Origin of the sequence: Streptomyces sp. NPDC048196 (assembly GCF_040652715.1) — a bacterium.
GTDB classification, from domain to species: Bacteria; Actinomycetota; Actinomycetes; order Streptomycetales; family Streptomycetaceae; genus Streptomyces; species Streptomyces siderophoricus.
The window spans coordinates 41657-66985 of the sequence record NZ_JBEZMM010000026.1 but is presented as its reverse complement, the minus strand read 5'-3'; the positions used below and the strand labels follow the sequence as shown (position 1 = coordinate 66985).

The 25329-nt window shown below is 74.0% G+C and carries 23 protein-coding genes; 16 read left to right on the top strand and 7 right to left on the bottom strand.

The window, feature by feature from the left end; all coding sequences use genetic code 11:
• Position 1 precedes the first annotated feature (1 nt).
• Entirely contained in the window at positions 2-1030 is a 1029-nt protein-coding gene (locus AB0E02_RS23905) for a PHP domain-containing protein (protein WP_362142448.1), read from the bottom strand.
• A gap of 776 nt (positions 1031-1806) precedes the next feature.
• Here AB0E02_RS23905 and AB0E02_RS23900 point away from each other — a divergent pair.
• The 8 genes from AB0E02_RS23900 to AB0E02_RS23865 all read left to right on the top strand — a co-directional run bounded on the left by AB0E02_RS23900 (position 1807) and on the right by AB0E02_RS23865 (position 11850).
• Positions 1807-2019 carry a hypothetical protein gene (locus AB0E02_RS23900; RefSeq protein ID WP_030800074.1) on the top strand — a complete coding sequence of 71 codons (213 nt, stop codon included), beginning with the start codon at positions 1807-1809 and terminating at the stop codon, positions 2017-2019.
• 202 nt (positions 2020-2221) lie between these two features.
• Entirely contained in the window at positions 2222-3028 is an 807-nt protein-coding gene (locus AB0E02_RS23895) for an HlyD family efflux transporter periplasmic adaptor subunit (protein WP_362142446.1), read from the top strand.
• Complete coding sequence (locus AB0E02_RS23890; RefSeq protein WP_362142444.1) at positions 3025-5307, top strand: NHLP family bacteriocin export ABC transporter peptidase/permease/ATPase subunit; 2283 nt, start codon at positions 3025-3027, stop codon at positions 5305-5307. The genes AB0E02_RS23895 and AB0E02_RS23890 overlap by 4 nt, the downstream gene beginning before the upstream one ends.
• A 1-nt stretch (position 5308) precedes the next feature.
• Entirely contained in the window at positions 5309-8191 is a 2883-nt protein-coding gene (locus AB0E02_RS23885; RefSeq protein WP_362142442.1) for an NHLP bacteriocin export ABC transporter permease/ATPase subunit, read from the top strand.
• Positions 8192-8303: 112 nt separating this feature from the next.
• Positions 8304-8762, top strand: a complete 459-nt coding sequence (locus AB0E02_RS23880) for a cyclic nucleotide-binding domain-containing protein (RefSeq protein ID WP_362142440.1) — start codon at positions 8304-8306, stop codon at positions 8760-8762.
• A gap of 153 nt (positions 8763-8915) precedes the next feature.
• Positions 8916-9983 (top strand): ABC transporter substrate-binding protein, encoded by a 1068-nt coding sequence (locus tag AB0E02_RS23875; protein ID WP_362142439.1) that lies wholly within the window; start codon positions 8916-8918, stop codon positions 9981-9983.
• A complete protein-coding gene (locus tag AB0E02_RS23870) occupies positions 9980-11065 on the top strand; it encodes an iron ABC transporter permease (RefSeq protein ID WP_362142438.1) in 1086 nt (361 codons plus the stop codon). The genes AB0E02_RS23875 and AB0E02_RS23870 overlap by 4 nt, the downstream gene beginning before the upstream one ends.
• The gene (locus tag AB0E02_RS23865; protein ID WP_362142436.1) at positions 11062-11850 is read left to right on the top strand and encodes an ABC transporter ATP-binding protein; all 789 of its coding nucleotides are present in this window, start codon (positions 11062-11064) and stop codon (positions 11848-11850) included. The genes AB0E02_RS23870 and AB0E02_RS23865 overlap by 4 nt, the downstream gene beginning before the upstream one ends.
• Before the next feature lie 56 nt (positions 11851-11906).
• On the opposite strand, the gene AB0E02_RS23860 is transcribed toward AB0E02_RS23865, so the two are convergent.
• Together AB0E02_RS23860 and AB0E02_RS23855 are read right to left on the bottom strand one after the other, a co-directional pair.
• Complete coding sequence (locus AB0E02_RS23860; protein WP_362142434.1) at positions 11907-12881, bottom strand: isocyanide synthase family protein; 975 nt, start codon at positions 12879-12881, stop codon at positions 11907-11909.
• Complete coding sequence (locus tag AB0E02_RS23855) at positions 12875-14182, bottom strand: cytochrome P450 (protein ID WP_362142432.1); 1308 nt, start codon at positions 14180-14182, stop codon at positions 12875-12877. The genes AB0E02_RS23860 and AB0E02_RS23855 overlap by 7 nt, the downstream gene beginning before the upstream one ends.
• A gap of 270 nt (positions 14183-14452) precedes the next feature.
• Here AB0E02_RS23855 and AB0E02_RS23850 point away from each other — a divergent pair, with 270 nt between their 5' ends.
• From AB0E02_RS23850 to AB0E02_RS23840, 3 genes are read left to right on the top strand one after another with little or no spacing between them, the layout of a single operon-like run.
• Positions 14453-14734: a hypothetical protein gene (locus tag AB0E02_RS23850; RefSeq protein ID WP_362142430.1), complete on the top strand. Its 282-nt coding sequence runs from the start codon at positions 14453-14455 to the stop codon at positions 14732-14734.
• Positions 14731-17034, top strand: coding sequence for a heavy metal translocating P-type ATPase (locus AB0E02_RS23845; RefSeq protein ID WP_362142428.1), 2304 nt, complete (start codon positions 14731-14733; stop codon positions 17032-17034). The genes AB0E02_RS23850 and AB0E02_RS23845 overlap by 4 nt, the downstream gene beginning before the upstream one ends.
• Positions 17031-17543, top strand: coding sequence for a copper chaperone PCu(A)C (locus tag AB0E02_RS23840; RefSeq protein WP_362142426.1), 513 nt, complete (start codon positions 17031-17033; stop codon positions 17541-17543). The genes AB0E02_RS23845 and AB0E02_RS23840 overlap by 4 nt, the downstream gene beginning before the upstream one ends.
• A gap of 31 nt (positions 17544-17574) precedes the next feature.
• Here AB0E02_RS23840 and AB0E02_RS23835 read toward each other — a convergent pair whose 3' ends face one another.
• Entirely contained in the window at positions 17575-18168 is a 594-nt protein-coding gene (locus tag AB0E02_RS23835; RefSeq protein ID WP_362142424.1) for a sigma-70 family RNA polymerase sigma factor, read from the bottom strand.
• A 49-nt stretch (positions 18169-18217) separates the two neighbouring features.
• Here AB0E02_RS23835 and AB0E02_RS23830 point away from each other — a divergent pair, with 49 nt between their 5' ends.
• Positions 18218-18514, top strand: a complete 297-nt coding sequence (locus tag AB0E02_RS23830) for a zf-HC2 domain-containing protein (RefSeq protein ID WP_362142422.1) — start codon at positions 18218-18220, stop codon at positions 18512-18514.
• A gap of 186 nt (positions 18515-18700) precedes the next feature.
• On the opposite strand, the gene AB0E02_RS23825 is transcribed toward AB0E02_RS23830, so the two are convergent.
• A complete protein-coding gene (locus AB0E02_RS23825; RefSeq protein WP_362142420.1) occupies positions 18701-19465 on the bottom strand; it encodes a PE-PGRS family protein in 765 nt (254 codons plus the stop codon).
• A gap of 253 nt (positions 19466-19718) precedes the next feature.
• On the opposite strand from AB0E02_RS23825, the gene AB0E02_RS23820 reads away from it, so the two are divergent.
• Entirely contained in the window at positions 19719-20615 is an 897-nt protein-coding gene (locus AB0E02_RS23820) for a virginiamycin B lyase (protein WP_362142503.1), read from the top strand.
• A gap of 74 nt (positions 20616-20689) precedes the next feature.
• Here the strand turns inward: AB0E02_RS23820 and AB0E02_RS23815 are convergent, their stop codons facing one another.
• Positions 20690-20905, bottom strand: coding sequence for a ferredoxin (locus AB0E02_RS23815; RefSeq protein ID WP_362142418.1), 216 nt, complete (start codon positions 20903-20905; stop codon positions 20690-20692).
• An 8-nt stretch (positions 20906-20913) separates the two neighbouring features.
• Complete coding sequence (locus tag AB0E02_RS23810) at positions 20914-22104, bottom strand: cytochrome P450 (RefSeq protein ID WP_362142416.1); 1191 nt, start codon at positions 22102-22104, stop codon at positions 20914-20916.
• A 117-nt stretch (positions 22105-22221) separates the two neighbouring features.
• On the opposite strand from AB0E02_RS23810, the gene AB0E02_RS23805 reads away from it, so the two are divergent.
• From AB0E02_RS23805 to dacB, 3 genes are all read left to right on the top strand, one after another.
• Positions 22222-22827, top strand: a complete 606-nt coding sequence (locus AB0E02_RS23805; RefSeq protein WP_362142414.1) for a TetR family transcriptional regulator — start codon at positions 22222-22224, stop codon at positions 22825-22827.
• Positions 22828-23114: 287 nt separating this feature from the next.
• Positions 23115-23555, top strand: coding sequence for a hypothetical protein (locus AB0E02_RS23800; RefSeq protein WP_362142412.1), 441 nt, complete (start codon positions 23115-23117; stop codon positions 23553-23555).
• A 102-nt stretch (positions 23556-23657) separates the two neighbouring features.
• Entirely contained in the window at positions 23658-25295 is a 1638-nt protein-coding gene (gene dacB / locus AB0E02_RS23795) for a D-alanyl-D-alanine carboxypeptidase/D-alanyl-D-alanine-endopeptidase (protein WP_362142410.1), read from the top strand.
• Positions 25296-25329 lie beyond the last annotated feature (34 nt).

The following is a 25329-nucleotide window of genomic DNA, read 5'->3' as shown; positions in this document are numbered from 1 at the left end:
TTCAGCGCGGGGTGCCTCCGGTGGTCGTCCAGGTGGCCAACTGGCGCTCCGTCCAGGTGTTGATGACCCGGTCCGCCGGTACGCCGCACTCCTCGGCGCGGGCGCAGCCGTAGATCTGCCAGTCCAGCTGGCCCGGAGCGTGCGCGTCGGTGTCGACGGAGAACAGCGTGCCGGCCGCAACCGCCCGGCGCAGCAGTCGGCGCGGCGGATCCAGCCGCTCGGGGCGGCAGTTGATCTCCACCGCGGTGCGGTGTTCGGCGCAGGCCGCGAAGACCTCGTCCGCGTCGAACTCCGACTCCGGGCGGCCCCGCCCGGTCAGCAGCCGCCCGGTGCAGTGCCCGAGGACGTCCACCAGGGGGTTGCGCACCGCGGCCACCATCCGCCGGGTCATCGGCGCCTTGTCCATCCGGAGCTTGGAATGCACCGAGGCCACCACCACGTCGAGCCGCTCCAGCAGCTCCGGTTCCTGGTCCAGGGAGCCGTCGTCGAGGACGTCGCACTCGATCCCGGTCAGCAGCCGGAACGGCGCCAGCTGCGCGTTCACCTGTGCCACCAGCTCCAGCTGCTCCCGCAGCCGTTGCGGGGACAGCCCGCGGGCGACGGTGAGCCGGGGGGAGTGGTCGGTCAGCACGCACCACTCGTGCCCCAGGTCGCGGGCGGCCCGGGCCATCACCTCCACCGGGCTGCCGCCGTCCGACCAGTCCGAGTGCAGATGGCAGTCGCCGCGCAGGGCCCGCCGCAGCCGCTGCCCCTGCTCCCCCTCGACCAGCGGGGCGCCGGCCTCGTCCTCCAGGTGCGCCAGATAGGTGGGCCGCACGCCCGCCAGCGCCTCTTCGACCACCCGGGTGGTCTTGGGCCCCAGCCCCTTGAGGCGGACCAGCGTGCCCTGCCGCGCCCGCTCGCGCACCTCGTCGTCCGCCAGCGCGCCGAGGGCGGCCGCCGCCCCGCGGAACGCCTGTACCCGGTAGGTCGCCGCGCCCTGCCGTTCCAGCAGGAACGCGATCCGCTCCAGCGCGTCGACGGGCTCCACGTACGGCTCCTTCCGGGTGCGCCGCTCCCCACGGGTCCCTTTCACGGTGCCGCAACCGGACACCGGCTGCCACCGGGCCCGCCGGCCGGGCCGCCGCCCGGGGGCGGTTAGGCGGTAAATCGCCCATTCCCGCCGAGTCGGACGGCGTGCCGTTATGCGGTTATGTCCGTTCTCGGGGTGGTCGATCCGATTCCATGGGAATGCCGTACGGATAGTGCCGAAGAATCCGTGCACAGTGTTCAACGGGCGCGATACCACCCCCGTAACTCCGGGTAAATCGGGCGCCGTTAAAGCTTGCGCAACATTCGGCAGAGGGTTCCTCGGGTGCTCGCCGGAGTTCTGCGGGCGCCCGCCGATCGGTGCCGTAAAAACTGTGTGTCTCCAAGGAATCTGCACACCGACGGCGCAGCCGGCACACCGCCTCCCGCTGTCCTCCCCGGCGCTGACCTGCACGTAAGCGGTTTGATGGGGGAATGTCCCGTTCGCCTGACGGGCCGTCGACAGGCTGGGGGAACGCAAACCGCAGACGTTGTGAAGAAGCTGCCACTAAATCATGGACGTGCGTCCACGTCAGGTAATTGAGAGGTTCGAAGCGGTCCGGATCGGCCGTAGTTCGATTAGCAGCACAACCCACCTGCATGCTTTGATCCTTCGCACTGCGGAAGTCGCGCAGAGGTTCTCGATTTCGAGGGCCCCGGCGACCGCTACCGCGGCCGGACCGCCCTGCGGACGGCTCGGCCGCAGCTATTTGAGATATGCATCCGAAAGGAATCATCATGCGCGAGATTCAGACCCAGGAAATCGCCGACAGCGAGCTCGACAACGTGGCCGGTGGCCTCGTGGGCAGCCTGGCCGGCACCGCCACCTCCACCGTTGACGGCGCCACGGGCCTCAACGTCGGCGGCACCCTGGGCACCGTCACCGGCACCGTCGAGGGTCTGACCGGCGTCAACACCGGCCAGGTCACGGGCCTCGTCGCCGGTCTCTGAGACCGCACGGCAGGTCGGCGTCCCCTCCTTGCCGACATGCCGGCCGGATGCCCCGGAACCGCCAGGCCTTCGCCGGGTTCCGGGGCACCCGGCTGCCGAGCCCCGGACCGGACACCGTACGCTCGGCCCCACCGCGGCGGCCCCGACGAGCGGCCGTGTCCGTTACGTCCTGACAGTCCTTTGCAGTTGAGGGAAGAGTGTCGTGCAGTTCCGCCAACAGGCCCTTTCCAAGCTGCAGTCGCCCGAGGAAATCGATCTGCCGGTGCGCTTCGCCCGGCCCCAGGGACTGCTGGTCCTGATCGTCACGGTCCTCTGCGTGCTCGCCGCCGCCGTATGGGCGGTCACCGGCACCGTCTCCTCCACCCTCACCGCACCCGGGATCCTCACCCACGGCCAGGGCAGCTACGTCCTGCAGAGCCCCGTGGCGGGACAGGTCACCGCCGTACTCGCCCAGGAAGGCCGGCAGGTGGCCGCGGGCGCCCCGGTCCTCAAGGTGCGCACCGCCCGCGGCACCGCCGTCGTCCGCGCGATCGCGGCCGGCCGGCTGACCTCGATGGTCGCCACCATCGGCTCGGTCGTCACCACGGGCGCGGACGTGGCCTCCGTCGAACGCGTGGCACACGCCGGGGACCCCCTGACGGCCACGCTGTACGTACCGGCCGAGAACGGCGCGAGCGTCCCCGTCGGCGCCTCCGTCGACCTCACCGTCCAGTCCGTGCCGAACCAGCAGTACGGCGTGCTGCGCGGCCGGGTCAAGGCCGTCGGCCGGACCGCCCAGACCCGCCAGCGGATCGGCGCCTACCTGGGCAACAGCCAGCTCGGCGAGCAGTTCTCCAAAACCGGCCCGCCGGTCGCCGTCCTGGTACAGCTCGACCGCGCCCCCCGGAACAGGTCCGGCTACGCCTGGTCCACCTCCGACGGCCCGCCCTACACCGTCGACTCCATGACGCTGGCCAGCGGCGCCGTCCACCTCGCCGCGCAGCACCCGATCGATTGGCTGCTGCCGTGACCGCATCCCAGGACTCCGCACCCCCGCAGGACCGGCTGCCGCCGCCCGGCCGCGGCCGGCACCGCCCCGAGGCCGCACCCGGCGCGCGCCGCCGCCGCGCCGCCCCGCCCCCGCCGGCCAAGAAGGTCAAGGCCGTCCGCACCCCCACCGTCCTCCAGATGGAGGCCGTGGAATGCGGCGCCGCCTCCCTGGCGATGGTGCTCGCCCACTACGGACGCCACGTCCCCCTGGAGGAGCTGCGGATCGCCTGCGGCGTCTCCCGCGACGGCTCCCGCGCCAGCAACCTGCTCAAGGCCGCCCGCAGTTACGGCCTGCAGGCCAAGGGCATGCAGATGGAAACCGCCGCGCTCGCCGAGGTCCAGGCCCCGGCCATCCTCTTCTGGGAGTTCAACCACTACGTCGTCTACGACGGCATGGGCCGCCGGATGGGCCGCCGCGGCGTGCACATCAACGACCCCGACAAGGGCCGCCGCTTCGTGCCCACGGAGGACTTCGACACCAGCTTCACCGGCGTCGCCCTGGTCTTCGAACCGTCCGAGTCCTTCCGCAAGGGCGGCCGCAAGCCCGGCGTCCTCGGCGCCGTGCCCGCCCGGATGCGCGGCACCACCGGCACCCTGCTGGCCGCCCTGCTCGCCAGCCTGCTGCTGGTCGCGGTCGGCGCCGCGGTACCCGCGCTGAGCCGCACGTACATCGACATGTTCCTGATCGGCAACCAGACCTCGCTGCTCGGGCCGCTCTTCGCGTCGATGGCCGCGATGGTCGCGCTCACCGCCGTCCTCACCGGCCTGCAACAGGCCAACCTGCTGCGCGGCCGGATCATCTCCTCCACCCTCACCAGCGCCCGCTTCCTGCGCCATCTGCTCCGGCTCCCGGTCACCTTCTTCGCCCAGCGCAGCCCGGCCGACCTGGTCCAGCGCCTGCAGTCCAACGACGCGGTCGCCGAAACCCTCGCCCGCGACCTCGCCGCCGCCGGCGTGGACGGCATCGTCGTCGTCCTCTACGCCGTGCTGCTGTGGACCTACGACCCCCAGCTCACCGTCATCGGCGTCGGCATCGCGCTGCTCAACGTCGTCGCCATGCGGATCGTGATCCGGCTGCGCGCCACCCACACCGCCAAACTCCGCGCCGACACCGCCCGGCTCACCAACACCGCCTACACCGGCCTGCAGCTCATCGAGACCATGAAGGCCACCGGCGGGGAGAACGGCTACTTCCGCCGCTGGGCCGGCCAGCACGCCGCCACCCTGGAGGAACAGCAGCGGCTCGGCGTCCCCAGCGCCTGGCTGGCCGTCGTCGCGCCCACCCTCGCCACCCTCAACAGCGCCCTGATCCTCTGGATCGGCGGACTGCGGGCCGTCGAGGGCCACATCTCCATCGGCCTGCTGGTCGCCTTCCAGGCACTGGTCACCCGCTTCACCGCGCCCATCACCCGCCTCAACGGCGTCGCCGGCCGCATCCAGGACTTCGCCGCCGACGTGGCCCGCCTCAAGGACGTCGAGTCCTTCCCCGCCGACAGCCTCTACACCCGCTCCGGCCCGGACGGCGACACCCGCCGGCTCAAGGGCCATGTGACGCTGGAGAACATCACCTTCGGCTACAGCCCGCTGGACAAACCGCTGCTCACCGGCTTCTCCCTGGCCGTCGGCCCGGGCCGCCAGGTCGCCCTGGTCGGCGGCTCCGGCAGCGGCAAGTCCACCGTCTCCCGGCTGATATCCGGCCTCTACAGCCCCTGGGAAGGCACCATCCGCATCGACGGACAGCGCCTGGAGGACCTCTCCCGCAGCGCGCTCGCCGGCTCCGTCTCCTTCGTCGACCAGGACGTCTTCCTCTTCGAGGGAACGGTCCGGGACAACGTGGCGCTGTGGGACCCCTCCATCCCCGACGACGCCGTCATCACCGCCCTCAAGGACGCCGCCCTCTACGACGACGTCATCGCCCGCCGCCCGGACGGCATCCACAGCCGGGTCGAACAGGACGGCCGCAACTTCTCCGGCGGCCAGCGGCAGCGCCTGGAGATCGCCCGCGCCCTGGTCCGGCGCCCCAGCATCCTCGTCCTCGACGAGGTCACCAGCGCCCTCGACGCGCAGACCGAACAGATCATCATGGACAACCTGCGGCGGCGCGGCTGCGCCTGCGTCGTCATCGCCCACCGGCTCAGCACCGTCCGCGACAGCGACGAGATCGTCGTCCTCGACCACGGCGTGGTCGTCGAACGCGGCCGGCACGAGGACCTGGTCGCCGCCGGAGGCGCGTACGCCGAGCTGGTCAAGGAGCACTGAGGTGTCAGCCCTGCCCCCGTTCCCGCACGCGGGACCCGGCGAGACCGACGCGGTGACGCAGGCCCTGGGCGGCCTCGGCACGCACGTCGACTGCGCCGGACTGCGCAGCGTCCCCCTCGAAGGGCCGCACGTGCTGTGGCTGGTCACCGCCGGCGCGCTCGACCTGTTCGCGGTCGACGCCGCGGCCGAGGGCCACTGGCACTTCCTCGGCCGGCTCGAACCCGGCGCCCTGCTCCTCGGCCCGGTCGACGGCCCCCAGCACACCCTGCTCGGCCGCCCCTCGCAGGACTGCGCGGTACGCCGGATACCGCTGCGCGAGCTGCCCCGTTGGGACTACGGCGGGTACGGCGAGCAGACCGACACCGGCGCGCAGCCCCTGTACGGCGCGCCCGGCGGCTACGGCCACCCCGCGGCCTACGGCCCGCTGGAGCACGCCTTCGCGCTGGGCACGGCCCGCAGCCTGGGCGTGCTCTTCGAGGCCCCGCTGGACGGCCGGCCCGGTGACGAGGCGGTGGCCGACGACGACGTCCTGTGGATGCCGGTCCCGCCCGGCAGCGTCCAGTACGGCGCCTCCTACAGTGCGGAGGCCGCCGCGGACCTGCTCGTCGACCCCGAGCTGTGGCAGCGGATGGTCAACCAGCAGTACCGGCTGCTGTCCGCCGTCGACCGCTGGATCGAACAGCTGGAGCGCGCCCACGAGGACCGTACGGCGGCCGGCATCAAGGCCGGTGAGGCCGTCCGCGAACGCGCCGACCAGGCACTGCTGGCCTCCATCGGCCGCCAGGACCGCGCCGGGCGGGGCGGCGCCGGGACGGACCGGGCCGGCGACGACACCACCTTCGCGGTCTGCCGCACGGTCGCCGAGGCCGCCGGGATCACCCTGACCGAACCCCCCAGGGGCGGCGCCGTCAACGACCGCATCAGCCCCGTCGAACGGATCGCGGTCAGCTCCCGGGTCCGCACCCGCGCGGTCCGGCTCACCGGCACCTGGTGGCGGACCGACACCGGCCCCCTGGTCGGCCACCGCGCCAAGTCCGGCGCCCCCGTGGCGCTGCTGTGGCGCCGCGGACGCTACGAGGCGGTCAACCCCGTCTCCGGCCTGCGGATGCGGATCGGCAAGGACAACGCCGACGAGTTCGAGGCCCGCGCCGTGATGTTCTACCGCCCGCTGCCCGAGCGGCCGATGACCATGTGGCGGCTGATGCGCTTCAGCCTGCGCGGCACCCGCACCGACGTACGCAACCTGGCCCTCAGCGGACTGGTGACGGTCGCCCTCGGCGCCCTCGTCCCGATCGCCACCGGCAAGGTCCTCGGGGTGTACGTCCCGGCCGCCGACAAGGGCCTGATCGTGCAGGTGGCGCTGGCCGTCATCATCAGCAGCGTGGTCTCCGCCGCCTTCATGCTGCTGCAGAGCCTCACCGTGCTGCGCATGGAGGGCCGCATCGAGAGCGCCCTGCAACCGGCCGTCTGGGACCGGCTGCTGCGCCTGCCGACCAGGTTCTTCACCGAACGCTCCACCGGCGAACTGGCCAGTGCCGCGATGGGCATCAGCGCCATCCGCCGGGTGCTGTCCGGCATCGGCCCGGTGGCCGTGCAGTCCACGACCATCGGCGCGATGAACTACGTCCTGCTCCTCGTCTACAGCGTGCCGCTGGCGCTCGCCGCGCTCGGCATGCTGCTCGTCATCGGGGCGGTGTTCCTCACCATGGGGCTGTGGGAGCTGCGCTGGCAACGGCGGCTGATCAAGCTGTCCAACAAGCTCAACAACCAGGCGTTCCAGACCCTGCGCGGACTGCCCAAGCTGCGGGTCGCCGCGGCCGAGAGCTTCGCCTACGCCGCCTGGGCCCGGGAGTTCGCCCGGTCCCGGGAGCTCCAGCAGAAGGCCGGCCGGATCAAGAACCTCACCACCGTCCTCAACGCCGTCTACCTGCCGCTGTGCTCGCTGACCCTGTTCATGCTGCTGGCCGGCCCGGCCCGCGGCACCATGTCGGCCGGCTCGTTCCTCACCTTCAACACCTCGGTCACCATGCTGCTGACCTCGGTCACCCAGATCACCGGCGCCTTCGTCTCGGCCGCCGCCGCCCTGCCGATGTTCGAAGAGATCCGGCCGGTGCTGGACGAGGCACCGGAGGTACGCGGCGCCAGCGCCCAGCCCGGCACCCTCACCGGCGCCATCGAGGCCAAGAAGCTCTCCTTCCGCTACACCGACGACGGACCGCTGGTCCTCGACGACATCTCCCTCCAGGTCCGCCCCGGCGAATTCGTCGCCGTCGTCGGCCCCAGCGGCTGCGGCAAGTCCACCCTGCTGCGGCTGCTGATCGGCTTCGACAGACCCACCTCCGGCAGCGTCCTCTACGACGGCCAGGACCTCGGCGCCCTGGACCAGGCCGCGGTCCGCCGCCAGTGCGGCGTCGTCCTGCAGAACGCCCAGCCGCTCACCGGCTCCATCCTGGACTGCATCTGCGGTGCCGAGTCCTTCACCCAGGAGGAGGCCTGGGCGGCCGCCGAGATGGCGGGCCTGGCCGAGGACATCAAGCGGATGCCGATGGGCCTGCACACCATGATCTCCGGCGGCGGCGCGATCTCCGGCGGACAGCGGCAGCGCCTGATGATCGCCCAGGCCCTGGTCCGGCGGCCGCGGATCCTCTTCTTCGACGAGGCCACCAGCGCCCTGGACAACGAGACCCAGCGCATCGTCATCGACAGCACCCGCAAGCTCAGCGCCAGCCGTCTGGTGATCGCCCACCGGCTCTCCACCGTCATGGACGCCGACCGGGTGATCGTCATGGCGGACGGCCGGATCGTCGAGCAGGGCGCCCCGGCCGCACTCCTCGCCGACACCGGCGGCCATCTGCACGACCTGGTGCGCCGCCAGCTGACCTGACCCGACCCGGGACCGCACCGCCGGTCCGGGAACGGCCGCACCGCCGGACGAGCCGTTCCCGCTCTCCCCGCCGTCCACCGCATATCGTGCCAGGCATCGGACGGAGGATGAGATGGCCACGGCGCGCAACCTGTTCGACGCGATGCCCCCCGAGCAGCGGCGGATGCTGACCGAGCTCGCCCGCGAGGTGGCGCTGCCCCGCGCGACCCGGATCTTCGAGGAGGGCCGGCGGGCGGACCGGTTCTGGATCGTCCGCAGCGGCCAGGTCGCGCTCGACCAGCACGTACCCGGCCGCCAGCCGGCCGTCGTGGAAACCCTCGGCCGGGACGAACTGCTCGGCTGGTCCTGGCTGTTCCCGCCCTACCTGTGGCACCTCGGCGCACGGACCGTCGGCCCGGTGGAGGCGGTCGAGTTCGACGCCGCGGCGGTCCGCGAGCTGTGCGACCGCGACCCGGTCCTCGGCCGCGCGGTGTACCGCTACGTCGCCGAGACCGTCTCCCGCCGGCTGCACGGCACCCGCACCCGGCTGCTCGACCTCTACGGCCCCCAGGGCAGCGGCTTCGACGACTGAACGGGCCGGGCCGCGCGAAACGCACCCACCCTCCACGCGAAAAGCCCCGCGCCCCGGAACCGCACCCCGGAACCGGCCGACTACCTGTGCCGGGCCGTGTCCACGGCGCCCCGGCCGGGCGGACCGGCCGCAAAAGCGTAGGGGAGAAGCACCATGCGTCCTGGGAAGTTGTGCGGTCTGGCCGTGGTGGTGGCACTGACCGCCACCGCGTGCGGCGGCGGGGGAGCGGACACCCGCCCGGACGCCGCCGGCCGCGGCGGCGCCGGATTCCCGGTGCGGATCGCCGACTGCAAGGGCACGAAGACCACCTTCACCGCCCCGCCGCGCAGAATCGTCACCAGCAACGCCTCCGCCCTGGAGATGCTGCTCCGGCTGGGCGCCGGCGACCGCGTCATCGGCACCGGCTTCCCCCCGGGCAAGGGCACCCTGCCCGCGGACCTCGACGCCCGCGCCCGCAAGGTGCCCGTCCTCGGCAAGCACCTCATCCCCAAGGAGAAACTGCTCGGCTCGGGAGCCGACCTCTACATCGACACCTTCGCCTCGATGGGCCACATGGGCGGCGCCGGTGACGCACCCACCGACGACGAGTTCGCGGCGGCCGGCATCAAGCACCTCTACCTCGCCTCCACCGCCTGCGCGCCCATGGCGAAGCAGCCGCAGCGGGACCTTACCGGGGTGGAGGGCGACATCCGGCGGCTCGGCGCGGTCACCGGTACCGCCGACCGGGCCGAGCAGCTCGTCGCGGGCATGCGGGCCAAGGTCGCCGCCGTGCGGAAGGCCGTCGGCACCGTCCCCGAGCAGCAGCGGCCGACGTACTTCTTCTTCGACTACGACGCCGGCACCAAACAGCCCCTCGCGGTCTGCCGCAAGCAGGTCGCCCACGCCGTCCTCACCCAGGCCGGCGCCCGCAACGTCTTCGCCGGCTGCGACGGCGACTTCCGGCCGGTCTCCTGGGAGGACGTGGTCGCCAAGGACCCGGACTGGATCCAGCTCGGGGTGCGCAACCGGGGCGACGCCGCGGCCACCTCCCGCGCCTTCGACGACGCGGCGGCGTTCCTGAAGAGCTTCCCCGCCACCAAGGGACTGACCGCGGTGAAGAAGGGGCACTTCCTGCGGATCGGTTCGGAGCGGACCACGATCGCCGGGGTCGGCACCGCCGACACGGTCCAGGAGATCGCGCACACGCTCTACCCGGAACGGTTCCAGGGGGCCCGCCGGTGACACCCGCCCTCACCGACGCCCCCGGCCGCACGGAGGCGGACGACCGGACCGCGCGCCGGACCCCGCGCGCCGGGCTGCTCGCCCTCGCCCTGGGCGTCACGCTGCTGGCGGCCCTGACCGCCGCGGTCTCCGTAGGCGCCACCGCCATCCCGCCCGCGGAGGTCTGGTCGGTCGTCCTGCGACGGCTGGGCGGCGCGCCGCCCAGGCCGGGCACCGACGACCTCATCGTCTGGCAACTCCGCGTCCCCCGCGCCCTGTTGGCCGCCCTGGTGGGCGCTGGCCTCGGCCTGGTGGGAACCGCGACCCAGGCGCTGGTCCGCAACCCGCTGGCCGACCCGTACCTGCTGGGCATCTCCAACGGCGCCTCGCTCGGCGCGGTCGCCGCGATCGTGCTGGGCGCGGGCACCGGCGGACTGCTCGGCCTGGGGCTGTCCGCGGCCGCCTTCGCCGGCGCACTGGCCGCGTTCGCGCTGGTGTGGTGCCTGGCCCGGCGCGGCGGCGGATTCTCGCCGCTGCGGCTGGTGCTGGCCGGAGTGGGCGTCGGCCAGTTCCTCTCCGGGTTCACCAGCTACCTGGTCCTGCAGGCCGGCGACGAGCAGCAGACCCGCAGCGTGCTGTTCTGGCTGATGGGCAGCCTCAGCGGCGCCACCTGGAGCCTGCTGGGGCTGCCGCTGCTCGCCGTCGCGGCCGGGATGCTGGCCCTCCAGGCCCGGGCCCGCGCCATGAACGCCCTGCTCATGGGCGACGAGACCGCCGCCGGCGTGGGCGTGCCGGTGACCCGGCTGCGCCGCGAGTTGTTCGTGGTCACCAGCCTGCTGACCGGCGTCCTGGTCGCGGTCTCCGGCGCCGTCGGCTTCGTCGGCCTGATGGTGCCGCACCTGTGCCGGCTGGTCATCGGCGGCGACCACCGCCGGCTGCTGCCGCTGTCCGCGCTGACCGGGGCGCTGCTGCTGGTCGTGGTGGACCTGGTGTGCCGTACGGCCATGGACACCCAGGAACTGCCGGTCGGGGTGGTCACCGCGCTGATCGGCGCGCCCGCCCTGCTGTTCGTGCTGGACCGGCGGACGGCGGCCGACCGGTGAACGTCGCGATCGAGGACCTGCACGTCGGCTACGCGGGCCGCGACGTCGTCGCCGGAGTGCACCTGATGGCCGCCGCCGGCGAGATCGCCGGGCTCGTCGGCCCCAACGGCAGCGGCAAGTCCACCGTCCTGCGGACCGTCTACCGCCATCTGCGGCCCACCGCCGGACGCGTCCTGCTGGCCGGCACCGACCTGCGCACGCTCACGCCCGGCCGGGCCGCACGGCAGGTCGCCGCGCTGCCCCAGGAACGCGGCAGCGACTTCGAACTGACCGTCCGCGAGGTCGTGATGATGGGACGGACCCCCTACAAGCGGGCCTTCGCCGGGGACGACGGCGCGGACCGGGAACGGGTGGCGCAGGCGCTGGCCGCCGTCGGACTCGCCGGGCAGGAGGCCCGGAGGTTCTCCGCCCTCTCCGGCGGTGAACGCCAACGCGCCCTGCTGGCCCGGGCGTTCGCCCAGGACCCGGAGGTGCTGGTGCTGGACGAACCCACCAACCACCTCGACATCCACCACCAGGTCGAACTGCTCACCCTGCTGCGCGACCGCCGCCGCACCACGCTGATCTCGCTGCACGACCTCAATGCCGCCGCCGCCCTCTGCGACCGGCTGCACGTGCTGCACGGCGGCCGGGTGGTGGCCTCCGGCACCCCGCGCGAGGTGCTCACCCCGGACCTGCTGGCCGAGGTCTTCGGCGTACGCGCCGCGGTGACCGAACACCCCCTCACCGGCGACCCGTTGATCGCCTACGACCACCGGGCGCCGCTGCCCGCGGAGTGCGGCTGACGGGGCAGGGGCAACAGACGGGGGAGGGAGGTCGCACCGACCGCCCTCCCCTCCCCTCACCCCGCCGCCACGAAGTGGCTCGGCCGGCCGTCCCGGAGCACCGGCCGCCCGAGCCGCTCGGCCTCCACCCGGTGCCGCAACTCCCGCCTGCCGTCCGGGTGTTCCAGCACGCACGAGTGCCAGGGCGTCAGCCAGACGTCCGGCGCCGCCAGCAGCCGGATCCCGAACTTCGCCGAGCCGCGCGGCTGCGGATGGATCGACAGCCGGACCGCGCCCGGGTGATGGCGGCCGACCAGCTCGCCCCAGGCCCGGCTGCGCCGCATCACGCCGTACGCGCGCCGGCGGCAGTCGCGCTGCAGGGCCGAACGGGTGCCGGCGAACGCGGCGGTGTCCTCGAAGAGGAACCGGGTGGTGCCCTGGTACAGCCGGCGGGTCGGCTCGTGGCTGCGGGTCTGCGCGCGCAGCGCCTCCAGCGTGGGGGCGTGCCGTTCGTCGACCAGCGCCCGCAGGGCGTCGTACGACAGCCCCGGGCCGTACACCGCCCGCAGGTCGAACACGTCCAGCCGGGTCAGTCCCTCGGCCCGGATCAGGGCGCGCAGCGCGTCACCGTAGGCGTCGACGGTGCGGTCGGGGACGTGGACGAGGTCGCTGAAGACATGCCCGTCGGAGCAGATGATCACCCGCGCGCCGGGCGGGTGGACGGCCTCGATCCGGGCGCAGAGCGCGTCCAGGAAGCGCAGGGCCAGCCGCTCGCCCTCGTCGGGGAGCGGGCCGAGCACCTTGGCCGGGTTCGGCGACTTGCAGGGGAAGCCCGGGAGCGTGAACACGATCGGCCGGCCCGCCGCCACCGGGCCCATGAGCTGCCGGTGCTGCTCGGGGAACGCCTCCGGCCGGTCCCCGCCCGCGGGGTCCAGCATCCGCCGGTACGGCAGGAGAACCGTGAGCACCGCCGCGCACACCGCCCCGGGGTCGGCGGGCGGCGGGGCGGCGTCGGGCCGGGCGGGCAGCACACCCTCGGGGTGGGTCAGCACGCGGCGGCCGCCCCGCCCGCGAACCGCCCCGCGGTGAACGGGCAACCGCCCCCGGAGGCCGCCCCGCCGGTGTCCTCGCCGGCCCCGTACGCCACCGGCAGCCGGTCGACGCCCCGCGCCAACACCGCCGGGATCCAGGCCAGTTGGTCGTCCGAGGTGGCGAGCCGGAGCCCGGGCAGCCGTCGCAGCAGCGTCTCCAGGGCGATCCCGAGCTCGATCCGGGCGAGCGCGGCACCGGGGCAGAAGTGGATGCCGTGGCCGAAGGCCAGATGCGACCGGGGGGAGCGGCCGAGATCGAGGCGGTCGGCGTCGGCGAACCGGCGCGGGTCCCGGTTCGCCGCGCACAGCGACACGATGACCGAGTCGCCGGCCGGCACCCGGGTCCCGTGCAGATCGGCGTCCTCGGCGAAGAACCGCCAGGTCGTCAGCTCGAAGGCACTGTCGTACCGCAGCAGTTCCTCGACCGCACGCGGCAGCAGCTCCGGACGGGCGGCCAGCTCGGCGAGCTGCCGCGGATGGCGCAGCAGGGCGACCAGGGCCGTGCTGATCTGGTTCGTGACCGGTTCCTGCCCGGCCACCAGCAGCTGGAAGATCATCGAATCCAGCTCCGCCGGCTCGATCCGGCCGTCGTCGCACGCGGCCACCAGCCGGGACAGCAGATCCGTGCCCCGCTCCCGGCGCTTGTGCGCGACCAGGCCGGCGATGTACCGCTGCAGCCCGCGCAGCCGCGCCTCGTACGCCGGCCGGCCCGGGTCCGTGGGCCCCACCGGCTGGACCACCTTCCCCCAGTCCCGGTCGAAGCCGTTCGCCAACTCCTCCGGCAGGCCGATCACTTCGGCGAGGTCCTGGAAGGGGAAGCGGGCCGCGAAGGTCTCGACGAGGTCCGTGGTGCCGCTCTCCGGCAGCCCGTCGAGCAGGGCCTCGGCCCGCTCCTGGAACCGGGGCCGGAGCGCCTCGACGCGCGACGGGGCGAAGGTGTCGGTGAGCAGCCGGCGCAGCGCGGTGTGCCGGGGCGGGTCCTGGTGCAGCAGATGCACCTGGAGCTGGGAGTGCTGCGGCTCGGGCATGATCGAGGCGCGGGCCCGCCAGGCCGCGTTGCCCCGGGAGTGGTGTTTGCCCAACCGCGGGTCGGTCAGCGCCTGATGGGCGGCCTCGTACCCGGTGACGAGCCAGGCGCACACCCCGCTGGGGAACCGCACCCGGTGCACCGGGCCGCGCTCCCGCAGCTCGGCGTAGAGCGGATACGGATCTCGGGTGTGGTCCGCCCCGTAGAGCTCGACGGGCTCGGGCAATCTGGACATGGGTGTTTCCTCCACGGCACTGACCGGTGACCGCCGTGCGCGAACGGCACGGCGTGGGAGAGGTCGGTCGCCGGACGCGTCGAGTTCCCGTCGTACGCCGACGAATCCGGCGGAAGCGGGGAGCGGCGGAGGGCGAACGGGGGTGCGCGCAAACCCAGTTAGTCGGCCGGCGACACCACCGGGTTCCGGTGCCGGGACAGGACGAACCTCACGTGCCAAAGGCCCCCCGATCGGCCGCTGCACGCCGCGTCCACCTGCCACGATGACGCGATGTCCCGTTCTCCGGCCGACCGCCGTCGGCCCCCGCACCGCACCGCCGCCGCCCGTTCGCTGCCCGCCCGGCCGGTGCTCGGATTCATCGCCCTGCTGGCCGTCCTCTTCGCCCTGTCCTACGCGGCCGGTACGCTCGCCGGCCCGGTCGCCCCGGGCCTGCACCCGGCCGGCGGCACCCGCGGCGGCGACCAGCCTCCCGCCGACCACGGAGACATGGGCGGTATGCCCGGGATGGGCGCCCCCGCGCCCCGCCCGCTCATCGTGGGGGCACCGCGATGACCGCCCGTACGACCACCCTCACCATCGGCGGGATGACCTGCGCCGCCTGCGTGGGCCGGGTCGAGCGGAAACTCGGCCGGCTGGACGGCGTCGCGGCCTCGGTCAACCTGGCGACCGGCCGGGCCACCGTCCAGCACCCGGAAGCGGTGTCCGTCGGCGACCTCATCACCACCGTCGAGGCGGCCGGTTTCACCGCGCAGCCACCGGAACCGGAGCTGCCGCAACCCCCGGACGGCGAGCACCGGCCGACCCCGCCGGACGCCGACGCCCCCGGTGCCCGCCACCGGCTGCTGGTCACCGCCGTGCTCTCGCTGCCCGTTCTCGTCCTGTCGATGGTGCCCGGCTGGCAGTTCCGCCACTGGCAGTGGCTGTGCTTCGTGCTCGCCGCCCCGGTCGCCGTATGGGGCGCCGCCCCCTTCCACGCCCGTGCGCTGCGCGGACTGCGGCACGGCGCCGCCACCATGGACACCCTGGTCTCGCTCGGCGTCGCCGCGTCCTTCGGCTGGTCGGCGTGGGCGCTGTTCCTCGGCGGGGCGGGCGCCCCCGGCATGACGATGCCGTTCAGCCTGCTGCCCGCCGCGGGTGACGGCCAAGCCCACCTCTACCTCGAAGCCGCCGTCGGCGTACCGCTGTTCGTGCTGGCCGGGCGGCACATGGAGGCCAGGGCCCGGCGCGGCACCGGCGCCGCGCTGCGGGCGCTGGCCGAACTCGCCGCCAAGGACGTCGCGGTACGGGTGGCGGGGGAGGAGCGCCGCATCCCGGTGGAGCAACTGCGGGCCGGCGACCACTTCCTGGTCCGGCCCGGGGAGCGGGTCGCCACCGACGGCACCGTCGTCGAGGGCGGTTCCGCCCTGGACCTGGCCCTGATCACCGGCGAGAGCCGCCCGGTCGAGGTCGGCCCGGGCTCGACGGTGGTCGGCGGCGCGGTCAACTCCGGCGGCCTGCTGGAGGTACGGGCCGACGCGGTCGGTGCCGACACCCAACTCGCCCGGATCACCCGGCTCGTCGAGGACGCCCAGACCGGCAAGACCCGGATCCAGCGGCTGGCCGACGCGGTGGCCGCGGTCTTCGTCCCCGCGGTGCTGACCGTCTCGGTCAGCGTCCTGGGCTTCTGGCTCGGCGCCGGGGCCGACCCGCAGGCCGCGGTCACCGCCGCGGTCGCCGTCCTCGTCGTGGCCTGCCCGTGCGCCCTGGGCCTGGCCACCCCGACCGCCCTGCTCGCGGCCACCGGCCGCGGCGCCCAGCTCGGCATCCTGGTCCGCGGCCCGCAGGCGCTGGAACGGCTGCGCCGGATCGACACCGTCGTCCTCGACAAGACCGGCACCCTGACCACCGGCCGGATGACCGTCACCGCCGTCACCGCCCGCACCGACGGACTCGGCCCGGACACCGCCCTGCGCCTGGCGGCCGGCGTCGAACAGGGCTCGGAACACCCGCTGGCCCGCGCCGTCACCGCCTGCGCCCACGACCGGGACCCCGGCCAACCCCTGCCCGCCGTCCGCGAGTTCACCGCCCTGCCCGGCCACGGCGTACGCGGCACCACGGACGGGCACCGGGTCGAGGTCGCCCGGCCCGGCGACCCGGCCGGCCTGCCGGCCCCGCTCGCGGACGCGGTGCGCGACGCCGGAACCGCCGGTCACACCGCCGTCCTGGTCACCGTCGACGGCACCCCCGAGGCCGTCCTCGCGGTCGGCGACGCCCTGCGCCCCGACAGCTACCGCGCCGTCGACCACCTGCGCCGGCTGGGCCTGCGCCCGGTCCTGGCCACCGGCGACCGCGCCGCCACCGCCCGCGCGGTCGCCGGCCACCTCGCCATCACCGAACTGCACGCCGACGTGACGCCCGAGGACAAGGCCGCCCTCGTCACCACCCTCCAGCAGCAGGGCGCCCGGGTCGCGGTGGTCGGCGACGGCGTCAACGACGCGGCCGCCCTGGCACTCGCCGACCTCGGCATCGCCATGGGCAGCGGCACCGACGCCGCGATCGGCGCCGCGGACGTCACCCTCGTCCGCGAGGACCTCCAGGCCGTCGCCGACGCGGTACGCCTGGCCCGGCGCACCCTGGGCACCATCCGGGCCAACCTCGTCTGGGCCTTCGGCTACAACCTGGTCACCGTGCCGCTCGCCGCCGTCGGCCTGCTCAACCCGATGCTCGCCGCCGCCGCGATGTCCGCCAGCTCGCTGCTCGTCGTCGGCAACAGCCTCCGGCTGCGCGCCTGGCAGCCCGGCGGCGGCCCGGCCCGGCCGGGCCCCGGCGGCACCGGCCGCCGCACCCCCACCGCACACCGGGAGACCGCATGACACGGCTGCCCGCGGCCACCGTCGCCGTACCGCTGCTCACCTGCCTGGCGACCCTCGGCGCCCTCACCGCCTGGACGGCGGCGGGCCGGGCCGGCACCCCGGCCCGGCTGACGGTCACCGACGGCCGGGTGCTGGTCCCGTCCGGCCCCGAGGCCACCGCCGCGTTCGTCACCGTCCGCAACACCGGCGGCGCGGACGACGTACTGACCGGCGTCACCGGCCCCGAGGGGCACCGGGCGATGCTCGGCCGCTCCGTCGACATCGGCCACAACGCCCGCAGCATGGCCATGGTCCCCACCGCCGCCGTCCCGGCCGGCGGCACCCTGCGGATGACGCCGACCACCCTGGACATCATGATCAGCCCGCCGCCGCGGCTCACCCCCGGCGACCGGCTCACCCTCACCCTGCACTTCCGCGACAGCCCCCCACGGACCGTACGGGCCACCGCCGTACGCCCCGGTGAACTCCGCACGGAAGGGGGCCCGGGGACCGGCCGCGCCCGTCCCTGAGCCCCCTCGGCGTGGCGGGCGCGGCCCGGCCTCAGGCCACCGCGCCCGCGAGCGCCCCCGGTCGTTCGGCCGGCTCCGGCATTTCCGCCTCCGCCAGCAGCGCCACCAGCGTCTCCCGGGCCCGCGCCACCCGGGACCGCACGGTCCCGACCGGACAGCCCATCACCCCGGCGGCCGCCGCATACGGCAGGCCCAGCACCTGGGTGAGCAGGAACGCCTCCCGCCGCTCCGGTGCCAGCGCCGCCAGCAGCCCGGTCAGCGCGATGCCCTCGTCGAAGCCGGGCACCCCGCGCGGCTGCACCCGCTCGGCCGCCGCCTGCCAGTCGTCGGTCGCGGCCAGCCGGGGCCGCACCGCATGCGACCGGAACCGGTCCGCCACCACCCGCCGGGCGATGGTCAACAGCCAGGTCCGGGCCGACGACCGGCCCTCGAACCGCGGCAGACTGCGCAGCGCCCGCACATAGGTGTCCTGTACCAGGTCGTCGGTGGCCTGTGGATCGCCGCTGAGATGCGTCACATAGCGCCGCACGTCGAGCTGGGTGGCCCGGACGAACTGCTCGACGGCCCGCTCGTCACCGGTCCGGGCGGCCAGCGCCCAGCCGGTCACCGCCTCGTCATCCCGCATTCCGCGACCGCCCCTCGCCGCCGGTCCGCGCGTCGGAGAGGATGGCGGTATGCACTGCGCGCCCCTCCGTACGGCCCTCTCCGCCCGTCTCGACGGGGAGGAGCTGCCACCCGGCCTGACGCCACGCCTGCTCGACGAGCATCTCGCCGGCTGCGCCGACTGCCGGCGCTTCGAGGCACAGGCGCGTGCCCTGTCGGTGCGGGTCGCGCACGCGAGCGCGGCGGCCGGGGGCGACCCGGCGACCGTCGAGGCGCTGCTCGCCGGGCTGCGGTCGCGGCCCGTACGGCCGGGCGGGGCCGCACGCGCCCACCAGGAGGGGAGTGACGGAGGAGCGGCCGCGGGCTGAGGCCGCCTGGGCGCCCCGTGCGACGGCCATGGACACGGGCGGCGTCGCCACCGGCATCCGGACACGATTGATCATCTGGAGTCCTTCGCATGACCCGGTCACCGCAACGCGGCGGTGACCGGTGAAGTCGGAGCGGGGACCTGAGCGCCCGGCGCCCGTCCCCGGCTCGGGAATTCGACCGTGCTGTCAGCGGACAGCCGGCTCATGCGGCGGGCCCCGCAGCGACATCACGTGGGCCAGCAGGAGCGTGCGCACGGCCCGGCGCGGCTCCTGACGGACGGCACGTACGGCGGGCGGCGCGTCGGGCAGCACGATCCGCAGCACCAGCGCCAGTGGCGCGAACACACGGGCCGACACGCTCCGGACGAGACGGAAGGCGGCCCGCTCACCGCCCCACAGCCACCAGGCGCTGAGCAGCGCCACGAGGAGGTGGGCCGCCAGCATGCCGGCCGCGCTGCCGTGCCCCGCCCCGTCCGGATGCGCCATCCCCGCCATGCCCGGCATCCCCGGCATGCCCGCCATCCCGGCCATGTCGTGCGTGCCGCCGGACGTCCCGGGCACCGCGGCCATCTGGCGGTGCATCAGCCGCATCATCTCCGCGGTATCGCCCCCGGAGACCGGCAGTTCCTCGGCGCCGCACAGCAGGCTGTCCGCCCACTGCCGGACCAGCGGCAGCTGCCCCGCGCCCGAACCGGCCATCGCCTGGCCGAAGGAGAAGGCACTGTGCAGGGCGGCCTGGGTGCCGACGGTCAGCAGGCCGACGAGCAGCGGCCCGCGTTCCCGGCCCGCGACGCACCAGGCGCCGGCCGTGGTGGCCGCGCCGGCGGTGAGCAGCATCCACCCGGGCACCGCCGTACCGGACATCACCGAGTGACCCAGCGCGGCGAGCAGCACACAGACCACGGCGAACACCGCGGCCCGAAGCCCCCTGAGTACCTGCCCCGCAACCATGACGGGCCCATCGTCGCACCCCGCCTTCGACAGGGAACGCCTGGGTCAGCGTTATGACGGGTCGTCAGAACTGGCGACCGGGGCCGGTTCTCGAAATGCCTTGCCGGGCGGGCTGCTTCATGACATCCTGCTGTTAACGCAACTGAAGTAGCAGTAACTGCCAGGCGGTCATGCAGCAATGAGCAACAACAGGAGACCTGTGCCCCGACCTTCCACCCCCAGCCCTCACCTCCCCGCCCCCTCCCTCACTCGCATCTCGGTCGTCGCCTCCGTCTCCGACGCCACCGCCGGTCCGTACGCGATCACCGCCGGCCCCGACGGTGCGCTGTGGTTCACGCTGGTCCACGCGGGCCGGATCGGGCGGCTGGCGCTCGACGGCCGGCTCGACGAGTACGCCCTCGACGCGCCGGACTGCGGGCCGTCGCTCATCACGCCCGGACCCGACGGCGCCCTGTGGTTCACCCGGGCCCGGGACCACCGGATCGGGCGGATCACGGTCACCGGCGAGGCCACGTCGTTCGCCGTACCCACCCCGGACAGCGGCCCGTTCGGCATCGCGGCCGGGTCCGACGGCGCGCTGTGGTTCACGCAGATGCACAGCGACCGCATAGGCCGCCTGACCCCGGGCGACGGCCGGGTGACCGAGTTCCCGCTGCCGGTGACCGGGGCGTTCCCGTCGGCGCTCGCCGCCGGGCCGGACGAGGCGCTGTGGTTCACGCTCCACCAGGCCAACGCCATCGGCCGGATCGGCCTCGACGGTGCGATCACCCTCCACCCGCTGCCGACCGAGGCCGCCGGACCGGTCGGCATCACCTGCGGTACGGACGGCGCCCTCTGGTTCGTCGAGATCGGCGCGGGGCAGATCGGCCGCATCACGACGGACGGCAGGATCGACGAGTTCCCCCTCCCGGACCGCGCGGCCCGGCCGCATGCCCTCACCGCCGGCCCCGCGGGCGGCTGCTGGTTCACCGAATGGGCCGCCGGCCGCATCGGCCACCTCACCCCGGACGGCCGCATCGAGGAGTACGACCTGCCGGACCGCAAGGCCGAGCCGCACGGCCTGGCGTTCGGCCCCGACGGTGCGCTCTATGTGGCCCTGGAAACCGGGCAGATAGCCCGGATCGAGACGACGTGGACGCCGGCCGGCTGAGGCATCGTCCGTGCGGCACCGGTGGGGCATGGCAGCCGGCCGTGCCCCACCGGTGCCGTGCGGCGGCCACCGCCTCAGGGGCGCGGTCCGAGGACCTTTCCTTGGGTCCGTACGGTGATCGCCATGGCGGGGCAGACGTCGGCCGCGTCGAGGGCGCGTTCGTCCTCCTCGATCCGGTCGCGCAGCGGCCGGGCGTGCGCACCGTCGAGGGCGAAGAGGTCCGGTGCGATGGCGGCGCACGAGCCCGACGCCATGCACAGCTGCGGATCGATCTCGATCTCCCACGTCATCGGCGCACTCACCACCCCACCGGCAGGACCCGGGGGCCGCGCACCAGCATCTGGGTCTTCCACTCGACATCGCCGGCCACATGGAGCCCGGGGAAGCGGGTGATCAGGGCACCGATCGCTTCCTGGAGTTCCAGCCGGGCCAGCGGGGCGCCGAGGCAGTGGTGGACGCCGTGCCCGAAGCCGAGGTGCTGGTTGCCGGTCCGGGTGATGTTCAGCGTGCCGGGCGCGTCGAAGCGCAGCGCGTCGCGGTTTGCGGCGCCGACCGCGACCAGCACGGGTGTACCGGCCCGCACCAGCGTGCCGCCGACATCGATGTCCTCCGTCGCGTAGCGGGCCTGGCCGGCGCCGCTGCCGAGCGGGACGAACCGCAGTAACTCCTCGACGGCGCCGCCGATCAGCTCGGGCCGCTCGCGCAGCAGCGCCAGCTGGTCCGGGTGGTCCAGCAGCGTCAGCACGAAGTTGGGGATCTGGGTGGCGGTGGTCTCGTGCCCGGCGACCAGGATCCCGATGCACAGGTCGACGAGTTCCAGCTCCGAGAGCCGGTCGCCGGTGTCCCGGGCGTCGATCAGCGCGGTCATCAGGTCGTCCTGCGGAGCGCGCCGGTGCTCCTCGACCAACTGCCGCATATAGGCACGCAGTTCCTCCTGATTGGCGTCGAACTCCTCGGTCGTCAGCGAGCTGGTCGACAGCGCGGCATCGCTCCACACCCGGAACTTCGGGCGGTCCTGCTCCGGTACGCCGAGCAGGCGGCAGATCACCGCGACGGGAAGGGGCAGCGCATAGCGGTCCACGAGGTCGGCCGGCGGCCCGGCGGCCTCCAGCTCGTCGAGCAGTTCGCCGGTCAACTGCTTGACCTGCGGCCGGAGTTTCTCGACCTGACGGACCGTGAAGGCCTTCGCGACCAGGGTGCGCAGCCGGGTGTGGTCCGGCGGGTCCATGCCCAGGATCCCGCTGTCCCGGCGGCCCTCGGACTGCCGGGGCTCGTCGTGCTTGGCGCTCTCCGCACGGCTGAAACGCTGGTCGCCGAGGACGAACCGGGCCTCCGCGTAACGGGTGACGAGCCAGGCCGGCTCGCCGTGGGCCAGCTGCACCTTCAGCAGCCCCGGGCGGTCGCGGACCTGCTCGTACACGTCCGAGAGGTCGAGGCTCTCGGCGACATTGAAGGGGTAGGAAAGGGGTGCTGTGTCGGCTGTGGTCAAGGTGGCCTCCCTTGTGTAAGCACCTGCTTACACAAGGTATGCCGCTCCCCCGGAGCGGTCAACGACGCATCGGCGCCGTCATCGTGACGGGCCGACGGAAAGGAGCGTGACGCGACGATGGGGGAGACCTCCCAGCACGGCACGGACGGCACCTGCCGCCGGGATGCTCAGGGCACCCGGCGGCGACTGCTGGACGCCGCGGCGGAGCTGTTCGCGGAGCGGGGGTACGAGCGGGCGACGGTACGGGACATCGCGGCCCGCGCGGGTGCCAACCAGGCCCTGCTGTTCCGTTACTTCGGCACGAAGAAGGCGCTGTTCGGTGAGGTGATGGCGCGCGGCGGACAGGAGCAGCTGCGGACCACCCCCGCCGACCGGCTGTTCGAGGTCGCGCTGCGCGGCATGCTCGCCGGCGGCGGCGGGCCGGGCGCCGACCGCTCCCTGGAGGTGTGCCTGCGCTCCATCGGCGGCAGCGACGAGATCGCGGACGCGCTGCGTGGCCTGGGGGAGGAGTACGCCGAGGTGCTGGCCACCCTCTCGGCGTCCGACGACGGCGGACTGCGCGGCGATCTGGCGCTGTCCTGGCTGCTGGGCATCGGTCTGATGCGGGTGGTGGTCGGCAAGGAGCCGCTGGCGAGCGCCGACCCCGACACGGTCTGCACGCTCACCGCCGGAGCACTGCGACACCTGCTGGAGCACCTGCCGGCTGACGGGACGACGGGTTGACGGGGTGACGGACTGACGGGCCACGGACTGCCGGGGTGACGGGCTGACGGGCGACGGGCTGACGGGCGACGGGCTGACGGGAGCGGCGCGCGGAGGGGTCGGTCGCGAGGGCGTGGATGCGAGGGGGCGCGCCCGGAATGCACCCGAAGTTGGTCGTACCGTTTGACCCATTTTGTACGGCGTTCCGGTGATTCCTCGGCGAGTCGCAGGTCAAGGGGCAAAACCCTCCTTATCGTCGCGTATGCAGAGAATATTCATTTTCTGCAGAGTCGAGTGAAGGTGGAAACATGCTCCGTTCGATCCCTCGCGGCCTCGCAGTGGCCGGCCTGACCGCGGCTGCCCTCGTGGTACCGACGGCCGGCGCCGCCACCGCCATGACCGCGCCCCCCAGCAGCGCCCAGAGCCCCCTGTGCTCCCCGCAGCGCTGCGAGGAGGGCCACCACGGCAACCGGCACCACAACCGGCACCACAACCGACACCACGGCGGGCACAAGGGCGTCCACAAGGGCGCGCACAAGGGCAAGGGCCGCCTCGGGCACGGTGGCCACGACGGCTACGACGGTTTCGGCCGCGACGGCCGCCGCGACGGCTACGGCTACGGCCGCAACGACGGATACGACGGCTTCGACCGTGGCTACGGCCGCGACGGTTACGGCCGCGACGGTTACGGCCGCGACGGCTACGGCCGCGGCGGCCTGCTGGGCCTCGGCCTGCTCGGGCTCCTCTGACCCCCCTCAGGCAGTCACGCGCAGGAGGCCCGGGAAACACACCTCCCGGGCCTCCTGCATGCCCAACCGGCGGCGGTCCGCGCCCCTGTCCACGGAGTCTGCATGTCACCATCCGCCATCCGCAGCAGGAACCGCCGGCGCACCCTCGTCGCCACCGCCCTCCTGCTGTCCGCCGGCATCGTCCTCACCGGTCTCGTCCGGGAGACACCGCCGACGCCCACGGGCAGGCCCACCGGCGCCGTCACCCGCGCCCCCGCCGACCAGGGCGGACTCGACCCGCGCAGCGCCGCCGTCCTGCGCAAACCCCCCTACCGGCACGCCCGGTGGGGCCTGTTCCAGCAGAACCCGCGCACCGGCAAGGTGATCCGGTCCCGCTACGCCGACCAGTTCTTCCTGCCCGGATCCACCGCGAAGCTCTTCAGTGTCAGCGGCGCCTGGCACACCCTCGGCAGCGGCCACCGCTTCGTCACCCCGGTGTACGCCGTCGGACAGCGCCGCAACGGCACCCTCCGGGGCGACCTCGACCTGGTCGCCCAGGGTGATCTGACCCTCGGCGGCCGGACCCGCAGGAACGGCACCGTCGCCTACACCACCATCGACCACACCTACGCCAACGACATCCCCGGAGCCACCCTCACCCCGCAGAACCCGCTGGCCGGCCTCGACCAACTCGCCCGGCAGGTACGGGCGGCGGGCATCCGGCGGGTCGTCGGCGATGTGGTCGTCGACCCGCGGCTGTTCCGCCCCGACCCCGCACTCGACCCCGTGCCCACCCCGCTCATCGTCAACGACAACGTCATCGACCTGCTCACCACTCCCGGCAGCGGCCCGGGCGCCCCCGCCGGCCTGGAGGTGCGCCCCAAGGTCGCGCCCTACCGGGTCACCTCCGCCGTCCGCACCGTCGCGGCCGGCCGGCCCGCCGACATCACCGTCACGACCTCCCCCGACGGCACCCGCATCCGGCTGACCGGCACCATCCCCGCCGGCTCCGCGCCCGTCCTGCGCATCGCCCCCGTCAAGGACCCCGACGCCTTCGGCCGCACCGCCCTGATCGAGGCGCTGGCCCGGGCCGGTGTCCAGGTCACCGCTCCGTCCGTCGGCCCCAACCCGGCCGCCCGGCTGCCCCGTTCCTACCGGGGCGCCACCGCGGTGGCCCGCTACACCTCCCCGCCCTACGCCGAGTACGCCGAACTCATCCTCAAGGTCAGCCACAACCTCGGCGCGAACCTCGCGATCTGCCTGATGGCCATCCACAAGGGGAGCACCGACTGCCAGGACGGGTTCCCCGTGCTCGCCGCGTTCCTCGACCGGGCCGGGGTCGACCGCCGGGCCGTCCAGCTCGCCGACGGCCGGGGCGGCAACCCGGCCGACCGGACCACCCCCCGTGCCCTGGCCCAGATCCTGACGTACTGGCAGCGCACCTCCGAGGCGCGGCGCTTCCGCGAGGCGCTGCCCGTCCTGGGCGTCGACGGCTCCCTCGCGGACAACTGCCGGCACTGCCCCGCCCGCGGCAAGGTCTTCGCCAAGACCGGGACCGTGGCCGGCGCCGACGACCTCAACGACCGGATCGCCGTGGGGGCCGAGACCGTCGCCGGCTATCTGGACCGCGGCAAGGGCCGGTTCGACGTCTTCTTCGCCGGTGTCAACGGCGCCTCGGCACCGGACATCAACGGCGTCCTGGCCATCGCCGACGACGTCGCCACCGTCGCCGCCCGGCTCCAGGAGCAGCGCACCGGCTGACGGCCGGACCCACCGGGCCGGCCGACCGGCCGCG

Bases quoted from the DNA above. Each gene is read 5' to 3' on its own strand.
- AB0E02_RS23840 (WP_362142426.1), top strand. From the start codon at position 17,031: ATGACACGGCTGCCCGCGGCCACCGTCGCCGTACCGCTGCTCACCTGC.
- AB0E02_RS23880 (WP_362142440.1), top strand. From the start codon at position 8,304: ATGGCCACGGCGCGCAACCTGTTCGACGCGATGCCCCCCGAGCAGCGG.
- AB0E02_RS23815 (WP_362142418.1), bottom strand. From the start codon at position 20,905: ATGACGTGGGAGATCGAGATCGATCCGCAGCTGTGCATGGCGTCGGGC.
- AB0E02_RS23845 (WP_362142428.1), top strand. From the start codon at position 14,731: ATGACCGCCCGTACGACCACCCTCACCATCGGCGGGATGACCTGCGCC.
- dacB (WP_362142410.1), top strand. From the start codon at position 23,658: ATGTCACCATCCGCCATCCGCAGCAGGAACCGCCGGCGCACCCTCGTC.
- AB0E02_RS23825 (WP_362142420.1), bottom strand. From the start codon at position 19,465: ATGGTTGCGGGGCAGGTACTCAGGGGGCTTCGGGCCGCGGTGTTCGCC.
- AB0E02_RS23830 (WP_362142422.1), top strand. From the start codon at position 18,218: ATGCACTGCGCGCCCCTCCGTACGGCCCTCTCCGCCCGTCTCGACGGG.
- AB0E02_RS23800 (WP_362142412.1), top strand. From the start codon at position 23,115: ATGCTCCGTTCGATCCCTCGCGGCCTCGCAGTGGCCGGCCTGACCGCG.
- AB0E02_RS23855 (WP_362142432.1), bottom strand. From the start codon at position 14,182: ATGTCCAGATTGCCCGAGCCCGTCGAGCTCTACGGGGCGGACCACACC.
- AB0E02_RS23850 (WP_362142430.1), top strand. From the start codon at position 14,453: ATGTCCCGTTCTCCGGCCGACCGCCGTCGGCCCCCGCACCGCACCGCC.
- AB0E02_RS23900 (WP_030800074.1), top strand. From the start codon at position 1,807: ATGCGCGAGATTCAGACCCAGGAAATCGCCGACAGCGAGCTCGACAAC.
- AB0E02_RS23805 (WP_362142414.1), top strand. From the start codon at position 22,222: ATGGGGGAGACCTCCCAGCACGGCACGGACGGCACCTGCCGCCGGGAT.
- AB0E02_RS23835 (WP_362142424.1), bottom strand. From the start codon at position 18,168: ATGCGGGATGACGAGGCGGTGACCGGCTGGGCGCTGGCCGCCCGGACC.
- AB0E02_RS23875 (WP_362142439.1), top strand. From the start codon at position 8,916: ATGCGTCCTGGGAAGTTGTGCGGTCTGGCCGTGGTGGTGGCACTGACC.